Annotated in this window: 11 protein-coding genes and 1 pseudogene; 3 read left to right on the top strand and 9 right to left on the bottom strand. The window is 59.8% G+C overall.

What is annotated here, in order from left to right:
- Positions 1 to 12: 12 nt before the first annotated feature.
- Together BLJAPNOD_RS17740 and rpoZ are read right to left on the bottom strand one after the other, a co-directional pair.
- Positions 13 to 2,238, bottom strand: a complete 2,226-nt coding sequence (locus BLJAPNOD_RS17740) for a bifunctional (p)ppGpp synthetase/guanosine-3',5'-bis(diphosphate) 3'-pyrophosphohydrolase (protein WP_115420656.1) — start codon at positions 2,236 to 2,238, stop codon at positions 13 to 15.
- 103 nt (positions 2,239 to 2,341) lie between these two features.
- Positions 2,342 to 2,749 (bottom strand): DNA-directed RNA polymerase subunit omega, encoded by a 408-nt coding sequence (gene rpoZ, locus BLJAPNOD_RS17745; protein WP_077503976.1) that lies wholly within the window; start codon positions 2,747 to 2,749, stop codon positions 2,342 to 2,344.
- Positions 2,750 to 3,219: 470 nt separating this feature from the next.
- Here rpoZ and BLJAPNOD_RS17750 point away from each other — a divergent pair, with 470 nt between their 5' ends.
- Positions 3,220 to 3,801: an NYN domain-containing protein gene (locus BLJAPNOD_RS17750; protein ID WP_115420657.1), complete on the top strand. Its 582-nt coding sequence runs from the start codon at positions 3,220 to 3,222 to the stop codon at positions 3,799 to 3,801.
- 57 nt (positions 3,802 to 3,858) lie between these two features.
- On the opposite strand, the gene smpB is transcribed toward BLJAPNOD_RS17750, so the two are convergent.
- Together smpB and dapA are read right to left on the bottom strand one after the other, a co-directional pair.
- Entirely contained in the window at positions 3,859 to 4,338 is a 480-nt protein-coding gene (gene smpB, locus BLJAPNOD_RS17755) for an SsrA-binding protein SmpB (RefSeq protein ID WP_077503978.1), read from the bottom strand.
- Entirely contained in the window at positions 4,338 to 5,222 is an 885-nt protein-coding gene (gene dapA, locus BLJAPNOD_RS17760) for a 4-hydroxy-tetrahydrodipicolinate synthase (protein WP_115420658.1), read from the bottom strand. The genes smpB and dapA overlap by 1 nt, the downstream gene beginning before the upstream one ends.
- A gap of 295 nt (positions 5,223 to 5,517) precedes the next feature.
- Here dapA and BLJAPNOD_RS17765 point away from each other — a divergent pair, with 295 nt between their 5' ends.
- On the top strand, positions 5,518 to 7,590 hold the full coding sequence (locus BLJAPNOD_RS17765; RefSeq protein WP_115420659.1) for a lytic transglycosylase domain-containing protein: 2,073 nt from the start codon (positions 5,518 to 5,520) through the stop codon (positions 7,588 to 7,590).
- A 331-nt stretch (positions 7,591 to 7,921) separates the two neighbouring features.
- Positions 7,922 to 8,809: an alpha/beta hydrolase gene (locus BLJAPNOD_RS17770; protein ID WP_115420660.1), complete on the top strand. Its 888-nt coding sequence runs from the start codon at positions 7,922 to 7,924 to the stop codon at positions 8,807 to 8,809.
- Between the two features lie 226 nt (positions 8,810 to 9,035).
- Here the strand turns inward: BLJAPNOD_RS17770 and BLJAPNOD_RS17775 are convergent, their stop codons facing one another.
- The 5 genes and pseudogenes from BLJAPNOD_RS17775 to BLJAPNOD_RS17800 form a co-directional block, all read right to left on the bottom strand.
- Positions 9,036 to 10,076, bottom strand: a complete 1,041-nt coding sequence (locus BLJAPNOD_RS17775; protein ID WP_115420661.1) for a porin — start codon at positions 10,074 to 10,076, stop codon at positions 9,036 to 9,038.
- A 653-nt stretch (positions 10,077 to 10,729) separates the two neighbouring features.
- Positions 10,730 to 11,591, bottom strand: a pseudogene (locus BLJAPNOD_RS17785) (winged helix-turn-helix domain-containing protein).
- Positions 11,592 to 11,962: 371 nt separating this feature from the next.
- A complete protein-coding gene (locus tag BLJAPNOD_RS17790) occupies positions 11,963 to 13,228 on the bottom strand; it encodes a helix-turn-helix domain-containing protein (protein WP_244610959.1) in 1,266 nt (421 codons plus the stop codon).
- A gap of 339 nt (positions 13,229 to 13,567) precedes the next feature.
- Positions 13,568 to 14,611: an AI-2E family transporter gene (locus tag BLJAPNOD_RS17795; protein ID WP_115420663.1), complete on the bottom strand. Its 1,044-nt coding sequence runs from the start codon at positions 14,609 to 14,611 to the stop codon at positions 13,568 to 13,570.
- Positions 14,612 to 14,792: 181 nt separating this feature from the next.
- Positions 14,793 to 15,290, bottom strand: a complete 498-nt coding sequence (locus BLJAPNOD_RS17800; RefSeq protein ID WP_077503985.1) for a DUF1269 domain-containing protein — start codon at positions 15,288 to 15,290, stop codon at positions 14,793 to 14,795.
- Positions 15,291 to 15,328 lie beyond the last annotated feature (38 nt).

A 15,328-nucleotide genomic window follows, 5' to 3' on the forward strand; every position in this document is an offset into this window, starting at 1 on the left:
ACCAACGCCCCCTCATTCGAAGAGGCGCTTGACCGTCGAAATGCTCGGCAGTTCTTTCAGCTGGGTGATCAGATGGTTCAGCTGCCGGAGATCCCAGACCTCGAGATCGAACTGCAACTCGCTGAAGTCCGCTGCCACGCGCCCCATGGAGAGCGAGCGGATATTGACATCGCTCGTCGCGATCGATTGGGCGACCTCGGCCAGAGTGCCCGGCTCGTTCAAGGCGCTGATGGCGATGCGCGCCATGAAACGGCTGCTGTTGGCCTCGTCCAGATCCCAGCGCACGTCGATCCAGCGCTCCGGCTCATCATCGAATTTCTGCAGGATCGGCGACTGGATCGGATAGATGGTGATCCCCTTGTCCTTCTCCATAATGCCGACGATCCGGTCGCCGGGGACGGCGCCCGCCGCGCTGAAATGCACGCCGGCATTGCCCGAAAGCCCACGGATCGGCAATGCTTCCGGACCTTCCGCCTGCGCCGGCTCTCCAGCCTCCTTGGATCGGCCAGGCAACTTGAAGACCATGCCGGCGGCGCTTCGCATGTTGAACCAGCCGTCGTCGGCGTTGGGCTTGACCGTGACGCGCTCGTCCTGGTGGTCGGGGAACACAGCACGCAGCACGTCGAGCGACGACAGTTCGCCGCGACCGACGGATGCGATCGCATCCTCGACCTCTTTATGGCCGAGCCGATGCAGCGCAGGTTTCAGGGCCTCGCGCGAAAACGTCTTGCCGGCGCGTTCGAAGGTTCGCTCGAGAATACGGTAGCCGAGGCCTGCATATTGCTTGCGGATGGCGGCCCGCGTCGCGCGCCGGATGGCGGAGCGCGCCTTGCCGGTGACGACGATCTCTTCCCATGCGGGCGGCGGCACCTGGATACCCGAGCGGATGATCTCGACTTCGTCACCGTTGTTGAGGCGCGTCACCAGCGGCATGATGCGGCCGTTGATCTTGGCGCCGACGCAGGTGTCACCAATGTTGGTATGGACCGCGTATGCGAAGTCGATCGGTGTCGCGCCGCGCGGCAGCGCAATGAGCTGCCCCTTCGGCGTGAAGCAGAACACCTGATCCTGGAAAAGCTCTAGCTTGGTGTGCTCGAGAAACTCCTCCGGATTATCGCCTTCGGCCAGCGACTCGATCGTGCGCCTGAGCCAGGAATAGGCATTCGATGTCGGCGACAGGGCAGTCTCGGTCGACGCGCCCTCGCCGTCCTTGTAGAGCGAATGCGCAGCAATACCGTACTCGGCGATGTCGTTCATCCGTCGTGTGCGGATCTGCAGCTCGATGCGCTGACGGGACGGACCGACAATGGTGGTGTGGATCGACTGATAGTCGTTCTGCTTCGGGGTGGAGATGTAGTCCTTGAAGCGCCCGGGCACCACGCGCCAGCGCGTGTGCACGATGCCGAGCGCGCGATAGCATGATGGGATATCGTCGACGACAATACGAAAGCCCCAGACGTCGGATAGCTGCTCGAAGGACAGCGACTTCGACTGCATCTTGCGGAAGACCGAATAGGGCTTCTTCTGCCGCCCTTTGACCTGCGCGCCCTTCAAGCCTTCGGCCTGGAGCAGCTCGGTCAGTTCGTCTTCGATCTTCTTGATCAGGCCCTCGTTGCGCTCGGACAATTCTTCCAGGCGCCGGGTGACGGTCTCGAAGGCCTCCGGATTGATATGGCGGAACGAGAGGTTTTCCAGTTCCTCGCGCATATCCTGCATGCCCATGCGCCCGGCGAGCGGCGCATAGATGTCCATCGTCTCCTCGGAGATGCGCGCGCGCTTCTCGGCCGTCATATGGTCGAGTGTGCGCATATTGTGCAGACGATCGGCAAGCTTGACCAGGAGGACGCGCACGTCGTCGGAGATCGCCAGCAACAGCTTGCGCAGGTTTTCGGCCTGCTTGGCTTTCTTGGTGACGAGATCGAGTTTCTTGATCTTGGTCAGGCCCTCGACCAAGGCGCCGATATCCTCGCCGAAGAGATCGTCGATCTCCTGCCGGGTCGCGCTCGTGTCCTCGATCGTGTCGTGCAGGAGTGCGACCGCGATCGTCGATTCGTCGAGATGCATTTCCGTGAGGATCGCCGCGACTTCCAGCGGGTGGGAAATGTAGGGGTCGCCGCTTGCCCGCTTCTGCTGCCCGTGCTTCTGCATGGCGTAGACGTAAGCCTTGTTCAACAGGGCTTCATTGACGTCGGGCTTGTACTTCTGAACGCGCTCAACGAGCTCGTATTGGCGCATCATTCGCTGGCGGCTCCGTGGGAAAAGACAATAAAAAAAGTGCGCCAATCATACGAGTGGCGCACTGCTTTGATAACACGCGGGAACGTTTGTTCCGTTACGGATCTCAGTAGTCGTCGCTCTTTTCCGGGGGCACCAGGCCCTCGATGCCGGCCAGCAACTCTTCTTCCGACATGCGGTCGAAGGTAATTGCTTCCGGCTGATCGTCATCTTCCGCCGTCGCGGCAAACGTCGTGTCGGCATCGGCCTGAACCAGCGAAGCCGGATCGGGCTCGGGCTCGTCCACTTCGACATGCTTCTGCAGCGAATGGATCAGGTCTTCCTTGAGGTCGCCGGGCGAGAGGGTCTCGTCGGCGATTTCGCGCAGTGCGACCACGGGGTTCTTGTCATTGTCGCGATCGATGGTGATCGCTGCGCCCTGCGAGATCAGGCGGGCGCGGTGGCTGGCGAGCAGCACGAGTTCGAAACGGTTGTCGACCTTGTCAATGCAATCTTCGACGGTGACGCGGGCCATTGCCTGTCCTTTTGGGCTCAAAGCGCGGCGATCATCGCCGCAGCACGGATTAACGACACGAGACCGGAACGGCCGCCGGATGACGGCCTCATCGGCTCCGATTTCTGGAATTAGCCGCTCGGATACAATCAAAACAACAGGAGTTCAAGTTTTTCCTGCATAGAGCGCTCACATCACCCCGTGTCGCATGGTAAAATGCCACACGGACGGGCTAGACTTCGCGAATACATATTCTGGTTGCACTTCCAAATGCAGACCGGAAACGTCTGGTAGAAACTGCAGACTTGCGATGTGGACGAACTGCAGCAACTGCTAAAACTAGCTATATTCGCGGGAAGCCGCTTGGAATAATGCAAGTGGTTAACTACATTATTTGCAATATCAGCAATCATTAATGTAATCGACGTATTTTCGCGCATTCGCCGAAGGGTCGCTTAGCCGAGCGAGATGCGCACTAAAAAGGAATAACGATGTTTGATCCACGCGAGAAGATCGCTCTTTTTATCGACGGCGCCAATCTCTACGCCGCTTCGAAGAGCCTCGGTTTCGACATCGACTATCGCAAACTGCTCAAGGCATTTCAGAAGCGCGGCTACCTGCTGCGCGCCTACTACTACACGGCTCTCATCGAGGACCAGGAATATTCTTCAATCCGTCCGTTGATCGACTGGCTGGACTACAACGGCTACAAGGTCGTGACCAAGCCGGCCAAGGAATTCACCGACTCGCTCGGCCGCCGCAAGATCAAGGGCAACATGGACATCGAACTCGCGATAGACGCCATGGAACAATCGGAAACCGTTGATCATCTGGTGATCTTCTCGGGCGATGGCGATTTCACCACGCTCGTCGAGGCGCTGCAGCGCAGGGGTCGAAAGGTCTCGGTCGTGTCGACGATGTCAACCCAGCCGCCAATGATCGCCGACGACCTGCGGCGCCAGGCCGATCACTTCATCGATCTCGTCACGCTGCGCGCGGAAATCGGCCGCGACCCGTCCGAGCGCACCCCCCGCCAGCACATCGAGCCAGTGGCAGATCCCGTAGAGATCTGAGCGCCACTCGCCAATCAGTGAAGAAATGTCCGCGCCGTGGCGAGAGCGCGGCTGCGTTCAGCCACGATCCTTGAGCAACCGGCTCTTCTGCCTGTTCCAGTCGCGTTCCTTGGCGCTTTCGCGCTTGTCATGCAGCTTCTTGCCCTTGCCGAGCGCCAGCTCGAGCTTGGCCCTGCCCTGATCATTGAAATAGATCTTGAGCGGAATGAGCGACATGCCTTCGCGGTTGACGGCGCCCTGAAGCCGGTTGACCTCGCGCTTGGACAACAGCAGTTTGCGCCGACGGCGGGGCTCGTGGTTGAAGCGGTTTGCCTGCAGGTATTCCGGCAGGTAGGAATTGATCAGCCAGATCTCCCCGCCCTCGTCGGTGGCGTAGGATTCCGCAATGTTTGCCTTGCCTTCGCGCAGCGACTTGACCTCGGTTCCGGTCAGAACCATGCCGGCCTCGTAGGTATCGACGATCTCGTAGTTGAAGCGGGCCTTTCGGTTTTCCGCGACAATTTTCCTGACCGTGCGCTGGCTTCCCTTGGGTGCCATCAGTTCATCAATCCTGCATGCCTGAGCGCCGCATCGATTGCGGCTTCCGTTGACGGTTCGAGTGTCGAAAGCAACGGCGAACGAACCGCGCGGCTCATGCGGCCGAGGCGGCTCAGCGCGTACTTGGCGCCGCAAAGGCCAGGCTCCATGAAGATGGCCTTGTGCAGCGGCATCAACTTGTCTTGATATTCCAGCGCCTTGGCATAGTCGCCGGCAAGCGTGGCCTGCTGGAATTCAGCACAAAGCCGCGGCGCGACGTTTGCCGTTACCGAGATGCAGCCGACACCGCCATGGGCATTGAAGCCGAGTGCGGTGGCGTCCTCGCCGGAAAGCTGCACGAAATCCTTGCCGCAGGCCATACGCTGCTCGGATACGCGTTCGATCTTGCCGGTCGCATCCTTGACGCCAACGATCGTCGGGTAGGCCTTGGCAAGGGCTGCCATCGTTTCGACGCTCATGTCGACGACGGAGCGGCCGGGGATATTGTAGATGACGATCGGCAGCTTCACGCTTTCAGCGATCGCCGAAAAGTGGGCGAAGAGGCCCTTCTGCGTCGGCTTGTTGTAGTAAGGCGTGACGACAAGCACCGCGTCGGCACCCGCCTTTTCGGCGTGTTGCGCAAGCTCGACGGCTTCGATCGTGTTGTTGGAGCCGGCGCCGGCAATCACGGGCACACGCCCAGCGGCCGCCTTGATGCAGAGTTCGACGACCTGCTTGTGCTCGGAATGCGAAAGGGTCGGGGATTCGCCAGTCGTGCCGACGGGCACGAGGCCGGAGCTGCCCTCTTTTATCTGCCATTCCACATGCGCGACGAAACCTTCCGCATCCACAGCGCCGGCGGCGGTGAACGGTGTTACGAGAGCGGGAATGGAACCCTTGAACATGCACAACTCCTGACGGCTCAAAGACGCAAGCACACTCACGCTTTGGCCGTAATCGACGGTTAAAAAACTGCCGCACCATAATCATGTGAGGGGGCTGCGGCAAGCGCCGTGACACGGCATTTCATGCCGGTTTTCGCGTAAAGGCTTGACGCTCAAGCCGCATGATCCTCGTCGCTTGCCATCCGGAGCGAAGGCGCCCGAGATGCGATTACGATGATCGTTAAATCCCGGTAACCTTTCGTTAGGCAATCCGGCGGCAAATGAATGCGAGACACGGGGAAACACGGGGCTCTTGATGCGCGGATCGATTCTTCTGCCTGTCGCCGCCATGATCGGCGCGGCGCTTCTGGCCTCGTCGGCCCATTCTTCCGAGTCCGCGAACAAAGTGCCGGTACCAGGCGCCAAACCCGCGATCTCCGACAAGGCTGGCCGCGTTTCCGGCAAGGACATCACCGGCGCGATCCCCGCGACGGCATCGCCGATCCACGCTGAGCTGAAACTCGGGCTGGATGCGCTTTCCAACAAGGACCCGGCCACAGCAATCGCCGTGCGAAACCGTATTGCCGACGGCACGCTCGACCGTCACATTCTGACCTGGGCGATCGCCGTCTCGGGTCAACGCGGCATCCCCTCCTTCGAAATCGCCAGTGCCCAGCGTGAACTGCAGGGGTGGCCCGGCCTCAAATCGCTGCGCGCCAACTCCGAACGCGCGCTCTATCGCGAGAACCCGCGGCCAGCCGACGTTCTTGCTGCCTTCGGCCAGACACAGCCTGAAACCACGGAAGGCACGATTATTCTTGCCCGCGCGCTTGTGGCCGAGGGGCAAAGTGCGGCGGCTGCCACGCGCTTGCGCGCGCTCTGGTTCAAGCAGGGGCTCGACAAGGATGTGGAGACGCAGATCCTTTCGGAATTTTCCGGCCTGCTGACGGTCGCCGACCACAGACGGCGAATGGCGATGCTGCTCTATCGCAATCGCGTCGAGCAGGCCGAACGCTTCAGCGATCTCGGCAAGGCGCAGTCACTCTATCGCGCCTGGGCCGCCGTCAGCCGCGGCAGCGCGAACGCCCCTGCGCTGATATCAGCGGTCGATGCCTCATGGCACAAGGACCCGGCCTATCTGTTCATTCGCATCGAAAACCTCCGCAAGCAGGAGAAGTATGCGGAGGCCGCCAAGCTGCTGGCGACGATGCCGAGCGAGCAGGACGCGCTGATCAATCCCGGAGAGTGGTGGACCGAGCAGAGGATTATCAGCCGCGGGCTGCTGGACAAGGGGGATTTCCGCGGCGCCTATCAGGTTGCCGCCAACCACAGGGCAACCGAAGCGACCGATATCGTCGATGCGGAGTTTCATGCCGGCTGGTACGCACTGCGTGGCAAGGAGGACGCGGCTGCCGCCGCGCGGCATTTCCGACGCATTCTCGACGTTTCCACCAGACCGCTTTCCGCATCGCGCGCCTGGTACTGGCTTGGACGATCGGCGGAAGCCGGTGGACCGGGCAACGCCAAGGACTATTTCGCCAATGCCGCCCGGTTTCCAGGCACGTTCTACGGCCAGCTGGCAGCCGCACGGCTCGGCCGCAAGGTACTCAACGTAACCTATCCCGCCCCTTCAGCTGAAGACCGCGCCCGTTTCGAAGGCCGCGAGGCGGTTCGTGCCATCTCGCGGCTCGAAGCCGCGGGCCACAGCTGGCGCGCCGACAGCATTTATCGGGCACTAGCGGAAGAACTGACGAGCCCCGGAGAGTTGGCCATCCTTTCGGCCCGCGCCGAGAAAACCCGCAACCATCAGCTTTCCCTTCAGATCGGCAAGACGGCCTTCGGCCGCGGCATCGACGTCGCCGCGCTTGCCTTTCCCGTCGGCGTCATCCCGCCGACCGCCAACATCGACGGCTCGGGCAAGGCGCTCGCCTATGCGATCGCGCGCCAGGAAAGCGCCTTCAATCCCGCGGCCGTCTCGACGGCCAACGCGCGCGGACTGCTGCAGCTGCTGCCGGGAACCGCCAAAGGCGTGGCGAGCCGCTACGGTCTTGCCTATTCCAAGGACCGGTTGACGAGCGATGCCGGATACAACGCCACCCTCGGCGCGCATTACCTCGGTGAACAGATCAACAGCTTCGGCGGATCCTACATTCTCACCTTCATCGCCTACAATGCCGGCCCACGCCGGGTCCCGGACTGGCTCAGCCGCTATGGCGATCCTCGCGGCAAGCCAATCGACGAGGTCGTCGACTGGATCGAGCGCATCCCATTCCAGGAGACGCGCAATTACGTCCAGCGTGTCATGGAAAACTACCAGGTCTACAAAGTGCGGCTCGGCCAAAGTGCTGATATCGTTGAAGATCTCAGGATGGGGCGTTCACCGTCTTAACGACAGGAGACGGCAGTGAAGCCGCTGGTAAACGACCGAGACCGGCGTGCACTCAAGCCACTGCAGCAAGATATCTGCGCACTAAATTTATGCTCGGCGAACTGCGGGAGCGCCAATTTTCGCCCCCATGTTTACGCCCGCCGCACTGACAAAGGTCGCAGCATCATGGTATGGCGACCCAAGCCCGGTCACTAAAATTGTTCAAGCTCGAACGGATCACCGAAACAGCTCTATCTCTTTGTTTTCACGAATTTTCTGACGAAAAAGCGCTTCGCACTTTCCCTGAAAGCGCTCTATTCTCTCTTTGACGATCAGAGGAAAGGTCAGAGCCATGCGGCAGGACGGTTTTAGCGAGCGCTATTTTCCATCGAACGACGGCTTGCGGCTCTACGCACGTATCTATGGTCACAAATCGCTCGATGTTGGCGGTTCTTTACCCGTCGTGTGCCTTGCCGGCCTCACGCGCAACAGTCGAGACTTCCATTTCCTCGCACGGCATCTCTCATCCCCGGTCAGCGGCTCACACACTGTCGTCTGCCTCGACTACCGCGGCCGTGGACAATCGGAGCGCGATCCGGACAAGAGCCACTACAGCATCCCCGTAGAAACGAACGACGTGATCACGGCATGCCATACACTCGGAATTGAGAGAGCGGTTTTCATCGGCACCTCACGCGGCGGATTGATCCTGCATCTGCTTGCGCAACAGATGCCATCGCTCATTGCCGCCGTGATACTAAACGATATCGGCCCCGTGATCGAACGTGGCGGATTGCTGGCAATCCGCGACTACCTCAATAACGGTGGCAGACCGCAGACCTGGGAAGATGCGCCGGCTTATCTTCGGGCCTTGCACGGCACCGAGTTTCCGGCACTTGGCGAAATCGATTGGCGCGCCATGGCGAACGCCATTTACCGCGATGAAAACGGATATCCGGCCCCCGACTTCGATCAGGCAATTGCAAAGCAGTTGCTGCCGCTCGACGCCAGCACTCCCCTGCCCGATCTCTGGGAGCCCTTTCAGGCGCTCGGCCAATACCCTTTGTTGCTCATCCGTGGAGAAAACACGCGGTTGCTGGCCGACAAAACAGTCGCCGAAATGCACTTTCGGCATCAGAGAATGATTTCGGTTACCGCATTTGGCCAGGGACACGCACCATTGCTGCATGTCGGTGACCTCAAGCAAGATATCGCTGAATTTCTGGAGACGACTGCATAGTTCCTTAAATCGGGATCGATTGAGGGAGAAAATTATGCAGCAAATGTAAAGCGTTACAGCGTCCTTTGCGCGTCATACTTGACGCGCGGCGCTGTAATGTGCGCGGCGCTTAAAGAGGGCCTGCGACATTCATCGCAACGAAACGGCTCCACCCGGCCTTTGCACAAAAACGAAAAAGCCCGGCTCGAAAGCCGGGCTTCTCTAAACTGACCGAGGTCAGATCAGATTAGAAGTCGCGCTGCAGGCGGACGAAGCCCTTGACCTGGTCTTCCGAACCACCGCCAACGAGATCGCGGTCTTCGTACTGAACCGAGACGCGCGAAGCCAGACCTTCGGTGATCGCGTAGTCGAGGGTCAGACCAGCGCGCCACTTGTCGAGGCCGCTGTCGAAGTCGTTGCCATTCTGCAGATCGCTCCAGTACTGAGCACCGGGGGTGATCTTCAGCTTGTCGGTTGCCTTGAAGGCGTACGACGCAGCAACGGTCCACTCGGAGTCAGCCCAGTAAGCGTTCGGGTTGGAAGCCCAGATACCAGCGAGCTGGAAGGTGCCCGGACCGAGGTCAGCCGAGAGCAAGCCGCGGATCGCGCCTTCTTCAAGTTCGGTGTCGAAGCCGCCGAGCAGGTCGAACGATACGCCGCCGACCGAAGCCGAAACGATACCTTCAACGCCGAGGCCGTTAGCCTTGGTGGTAGCAGCTTCGAGTTCGTCGATTGCGATACCAGCCTGGAACGTGCCACCGTCATAGAGGTAGGCGACCGAGTTGAACTCGGTGTTGTTGCCGAGCGAGTCGGTTTCGCCGTTCAGACCCTTATCCCACCAGCTGTAGAAGAAGCCGGCCTTGAGGCCGCCGAGCTGGATGTAGGCTTCATCAACGTCGATCAGGCTGTCGCCGTCGTCGCTGTCGGTGTCAGCGTTGAATTCAGCGGCGAAGAAGCCGGTGAGCGTGCCGTACTCGGTGTCGCTCTTGGCGTCGAACGCGATGTAAGCGCGCGAGAATGCATCCCAGTCAGACGTGGACTGGTCCGGGTTTTCCCACTTGTTGTCAGCAGCATCACGACCAAAGTCGGTCTGGAAACGGACGAAGCCGCTGATCTTCAGGCAGGTTTCGGTGCCCGGGATGTAGAAGTAGCCAGTGCCGAAAGCGTCGCAAACGCGAACGTATTCCATGGGCTCCGGCTCGGCTGCGACGATTGCGTCGGCTGCCTGTGCGCCGGATACTGCTGCGAGAGCTGCAGCGGAGCCGAGAAGAAGGCTCTTGATGTTCATTTCTGACCTCCAGTCAAAAGTTTCAAACGGGTCTGGGTATTTTGCTGAAGGACAGCGTTCCCTGCCCCATCCCCAACGTTCAAGAAGTCGGACGATCAACCGCCCTTGCTTCCGGAGTTGAAAATACAAGACGCGCTCATCGGCGCAACGTCCAACTGGTGAGATCACGTGCTTTGCATCGCCCTTCGCAGAACCCTGTTGCTGAAACGACACAAAATCGCCGCAGGCGGTCCGAGGAAATTAACAAAGGATTAAGAAAGCTCTTTATTCCCTTAGGTTTAGCCTGTGCGAAAGGAACACTGCCTGTTTCAGAAAGAGGCAGAATGCGGTCGAAATTGAGGGGAAAGGCCGATCCGGGCGTCAATTTGGCCGGAATAGACCCTGTGCTGCGTCGACCATTTTTCGGAATCGAGGTTGGCGACGGCTCCCGCCGCGACCGAATTTACAAGAATCAAATGCGAGATTCGCTGGCAACCATTCGCGAGGTCCGATTCTCGATCGGAAGAGGCGGGCTCATCGAAGGAAAAAGATTCGCGTAGACGAACGCATAGGGCACCATGAACTCATGCGGGCTGATGATCGAGCAGATGCCACACGAGAAGTCCGGGATGCGTCTAAGCGAAAAGCCGATAACTGATACCAATCCTCATTGATCAAAACTCATGCGCCCAGACCGGCATGCCGATGGACATGGTTCTCGATGGCTGGCTCTGGCGCTTTTGCCATGCGCGGCAGCAGCGCTCGACCACGATGAGCTTTGCCGACACATGCCAAGCCCGCCTGGTCCATGATGAGGACAGCATGGGCATTGTCGGCAAGATCGCGGGATATCCCGATCAGACGCTGGTTCATGGCGTGGGTATCACACCAAGGCATGACCCGGGCTGCCGCCTTGCCGGGTCTCGGGCAGATCGCGCCGAAGATTGAGGCGGAACGCGTGCGCTGGTCGCGTGGGGCAGACGGCTCGGAACTGCGCCTCGCCCACCGGCGGGGACGTTTTTTAAATCTGTCGACCGCCTCGGCGCCCTGCGCATGATGCCTCGGGCGGGCTGAGAGTTTGCGGTAGCCCATAGAAGCGCACCTCGCGGCCCAACGTCTGCTCGCTCACCGAGACGCGGAACGCCTCCGATAGCCACTGCGCCAGATGACATGGACGCCAGTGGACGACGCCATCGAAATAGGGTGTGGGGCCGCGTTCGATGGCTTGAGCCAATGCCGCATGCCGATCGTCGTTCAACAGCGACGACTTGCCGGGAGCTTTGCCGTTGATCAACCCGTCGAGACCGCGTGCATTGCAGCGCATCAGCCAGCCACGCACGACCTGCAGGGTCACATTGCCCAATCGGGCGGCATCTGAGCGCGAACCGCAGTCATGGATCGAGGCAAGCGCCAAGAGCCGACGAGCGTGGCTGGCGTCCCTTGTCTGTCGGGCAAAAGACGCAGCCTCTCCCCATCAAAGTCCGCCCGGAACGAGACCGCTGAACCCTTCGCAAACCTCCTGTTTGCACCAGCGATTGAGATTCGTCGGCTTTTGGGTATACCGTCAGCCAAGATCAGCGAGGATTGGTATTATCCGGGGTCCGTGCAGATCGTACCGCCGCTTCCGCTAAAGCTTCGATACGAAGGATGCCGCCAAGCGGGATATCGCGTCTGCGTCGAACACCGCCTCCACAAGAGGCGGAATAATCGGGCTGGGAAGTCCGGTCACTGAGCCGATGACGTGAGCGGATCAGGAAATGATTGACGTCGCCATGGCAGCTTCAACGTTTCGTGTCGATCCGGGGCCCGATCGCCAAGTTCTTCCACAGGTTCCGCCACGAGATTCCAGCCGCACGCGCCTATTCAATGCCTCGGGCAAGACCGAGCTAGGCGACCTTCGCTTCAGGTTATCCCTGCAACCGGCGCAGAAGCACACCCAGTCGCTCTGCTGGTGGGCAATCCTCTTGGAGCCGCCGAATGGGGATGCCACCTCCGCCCCTGTTTCTCACCTCGCTCGGGCTGGAGCCGAAGGCTCGCTTGAATGCGCGGCTGAACTCCGCCCCGTCGCTGAAACCACGCTCTTCAGCGATCTGGAATATGAGGCGCCGATCGTTGGGATCGGTCAGCGCCGCACAGGCGCTGAGCAGCCGACGGTGCTGAATAAAATGCATCACCCCGCCGAAGGGCTCGAAAAGGTTGTAGAGCCGCGTGCGCGAAATGCCGAGCTCCCTGCGCACCATCTCGCAACTGAGTTTCGGGTCGAGCAACCGGCCTTGTATCAGTTGCCGCGCCCTTTCGAGAAGGACATTGGCGATCGGCCCCTCGGCCGCTTCGATATGCTCAGCGGATGGCGACACACAGGCAAGGATCATCGCGCGCGTGGCCGCGACAAGTCCAGGAAGATCGGCCTCGGTGAGCATCGGCAGACGCTTGGCCACATCGACAAGATAGTCCGAGAGCAACCGCCCCATGCCGGTCCCAACCGCGGAAAATTCTGCCGAGCCAAGGATGGCCGCCGTCTCAAGGGAATGATCACGCGGCACAAAAAGCATGAGCATCTCGCTTTTGTCCACCACACCGGCAAAGGAGCGACCAAGCGAATGAATCTGCATTTCGCCCGGCCCCGCCGTAAACGCACCCCTTGCCGCGTCGGTCCGGATCGACCCGGACAAAAGGACGGTCATTGTCCAGTGGTCAACGGGATCCCGCCGAACATGTCCGGGCAGACTGGAAAATGCGAGGCGGTCAGTGCTGATTTCTGCAAAGACAAGACTGCCAAGGTCCCAAAGCTTCTGTCGCCCCTGGAAGTCGCTTGTCGTTTGGTCGATCTCGGCTAATTCAAGCATGGGCGAGAAGCTGTTGCGCCACGCGGCGAACTGATCCGATCGTGGTAGGCCAGCAGTCGAAAATTCAAAGGACGGTAAAAACTGCGCCCTCTTCTTCACCGGTTTCGCGCTAACCGTTTCGCGAGCGGAGGTCTCGTGCCGCTCATCGTCAAGTCGTCTCTCAAGCAACGGGGCATACGTCATGGCATCTTCAGTTGTCATCGCGTCACCTTCCAGTTGGCCGATGGCAAAGCGCGATCGGCTGCGGAGTGTCGAAAAGCTGTCGATTACTGAAGAATAAGTGGTCTTTGCCTCCCCGTCCGGCGACCCATCAAGTGCTGCCGCCAACTTTCACCCGCACCAGAAGCGGAACTCGAACTGTCAAGCGCAGCCTGCCAGCCTAGCATACCACAGCAGCTATTGCCGCCTGTCGCTCTGGGATTGTCGGGCTGACTGCTTGTTTCCACGTGTCTCCAAGCCGAATTTTCATTTGCCCGCGTCAGATATCACCGCCCGGCTTTCAACTGATGTCTCCTTATCTTCCCCGTGCCCTCTCCGGCAGTCGTTTCGCCTCCTACCTGTAATCTAGCCTCTTCGACCGCGCTTCTCAACCCTCAGATGCAGGGACGCTTTATTAGCACGCCACGGCGTGGCTTTATCCGCACCAAATCGATCATCCGCGTGCCTTCACGGCTCACTGTTCGTCGCGACCTTTGAATTGCTCGACAGCAATGTCGCGATCCACTTTCCCGACGGCGTGCCCGCGCAATAGACAATGAACGCTATCAGCATCGGCACGCCGATGAAGGCACCCGCGACGCCCCACATGAAACTCCAGAAAAACACCGCGAAAATAACGGCAAACGGGGATATTGCCAACGAAGCTCCCGTCAGCCTCGGCTCCAGGTAGCTGCCGATGATGAATTGGATGACGTTGAGGCTCGCAAAGATGACAGCCGCAGTCTGCCACGAGTCGAACTGCGCGATGGCGAACAGTGTCGGAAGCGCCGTCGCCACAAAAGGCCCGAGAAAAGGGATGTAGTTGAGAGCGAATGCGATCGCGCCCCACGCGGCGGCGAGTTCAAGTCCCGCGCCGAGCGCAAAGAGCCAGACCACCAATCCGGTAAGAATGCTGGCAAACGTCCGGACGATCATGAAGCGGCGCAGCTTTGCGCCAATCACCCGGTTGGCCACCAGGATGCGCATTCCGTAAGGCTGGGCGGCGGGCAGGAGTATTCGCGCATTGAAATCTTCGACCTCGAGCAGGCCGAGCATGATGAAAATGAAGACCAACAAGGCAAAACCGGCGAAGCTGTTTACTCGCCCAGCCATTCCCTGCACAAAGCGAACGAGCCAGGTGACATCGAAGCGGTCCGCCAAGGGGCCAGCGACGGCGACGCCGTGCCCTTCCAGCCATGTTGTCCAGTCGACATAGATCGCCTGGAAGCGGTCAGCGTTGACGAAGAGCCACTGGGCAAGCTTGCCGAAGCCCCACGCCACCGAAGACCCGATGGCGACGATCACGATCATGGTTGCGACAAGTGTAATCAGAAGGGCGAGAAGCTTTGGCAACCAGCGCTGTAAAGCGGCTTGAATCGGCCAGACCAGCGCAATGGTCAGCAAGGAAAAGATGAGCGGCGCAAAGATGGATTGCGCGAAGTAAAGCAAAGCAAGCACCAGGATACCGGTCGTTACCGAACCGATCGTGCGACTGCCACCTGCTTCCACCATACCCGCCCCTAGAAATTACCCCAATTTCCCGAGTTCAGCTTCAAGGAACCAGGAGCTTGGCGTCGCACGAGCCTCCCCGGAGGGCAGGCGCGGCTCGACAGAAATCTCACCATCCCGGGGACCGCGCCAGTTTCCTGACCCGATCCCGCGCGGAATGCTCGATATATTTCAACAATGAAAACTAGCCGGCCGCGGCTGTCTTCTCCAGCGCGTCGCGCAGGACCTGTTCCTTCGTTTCGTCGAGCGAGGTCTTGAGCACGACGCCGCCATAGGGCGCCAATTCCTTGAGCACCTTGTCCGCTGTCATCTCCTTGATCAGCACGAACAACGCCCCATTGCCGGGCTGAAGATTGGCGGCGAGATCCTTCATGAAGGCATCGTTGATACCAACGTCAGTCAAGGCGCCGCCGATGGCACCGGATGCAGCACCGACCGCGACGCCCACCAGAGGATTGAGAAACAGAACACCGATCAGCAGCCCCCAGAAACTCCCCGACGCTGCGCCGGCGGCGGTCATGTTGACCATCTGATTCAACTTGATCTTACCGCCTTCAGTCTTCGTGGCGATGACAGCATCCCCGACCTTGATCAAGTATTCCTTCTGCAATTCGAACAAGCGCTGGCGCACTTCCTCGGCTTTCGCTTCGGTTGGGTAAACAACTGCAATCAAGTCCGACATGGTTACTCCCCTTGAACAACACTCTTAAAATAAACACT

Origin of the sequence: Ensifer sp. M14, assembly GCF_003355565.1 — a bacterium.
Lineage (GTDB): Bacteria > Pseudomonadota > Alphaproteobacteria > Rhizobiales > Rhizobiaceae > Ensifer.

Coding starts and splice junctions, on each gene's coding strand:
- BLJAPNOD_RS17765 (WP_115420659.1), top strand. CDS start 5,518: ATGCGCGGATCGATTCTTCTGCCTGTCGCCGCCATGATCGGCGCGGCG.
- BLJAPNOD_RS17750 (WP_115420657.1), top strand. CDS start 3,220: ATGTTTGATCCACGCGAGAAGATCGCTCTTTTTATCGACGGCGCCAAT.
- smpB (WP_077503978.1), bottom strand. CDS start 4,338: ATGGCACCCAAGGGAAGCCAGCGCACGGTCAGGAAAATTGTCGCGGAA.
- BLJAPNOD_RS17795 (WP_115420663.1), bottom strand. CDS start 14,611: ATGGTGGAAGCAGGTGGCAGTCGCACGATCGGTTCGGTAACGACCGGT.
- BLJAPNOD_RS17800 (WP_077503985.1), bottom strand. CDS start 15,290: ATGTCGGACTTGATTGCAGTTGTTTACCCAACCGAAGCGAAAGCCGAG.
- BLJAPNOD_RS17775 (WP_115420661.1), bottom strand. CDS start 10,076: ATGAACATCAAGAGCCTTCTTCTCGGCTCCGCTGCAGCTCTCGCAGCA.
- BLJAPNOD_RS17770 (WP_115420660.1), top strand. CDS start 7,922: ATGCGGCAGGACGGTTTTAGCGAGCGCTATTTTCCATCGAACGACGGC.
- rpoZ (WP_077503976.1), bottom strand. CDS start 2,749: ATGGCCCGCGTCACCGTCGAAGATTGCATTGACAAGGTCGACAACCGT.
- BLJAPNOD_RS17740 (WP_115420656.1), bottom strand. CDS start 2,238: ATGATGCGCCAATACGAGCTCGTTGAGCGCGTTCAGAAGTACAAGCCC.
- dapA (WP_115420658.1), bottom strand. CDS start 5,222: ATGTTCAAGGGTTCCATTCCCGCTCTCGTAACACCGTTCACCGCCGCC.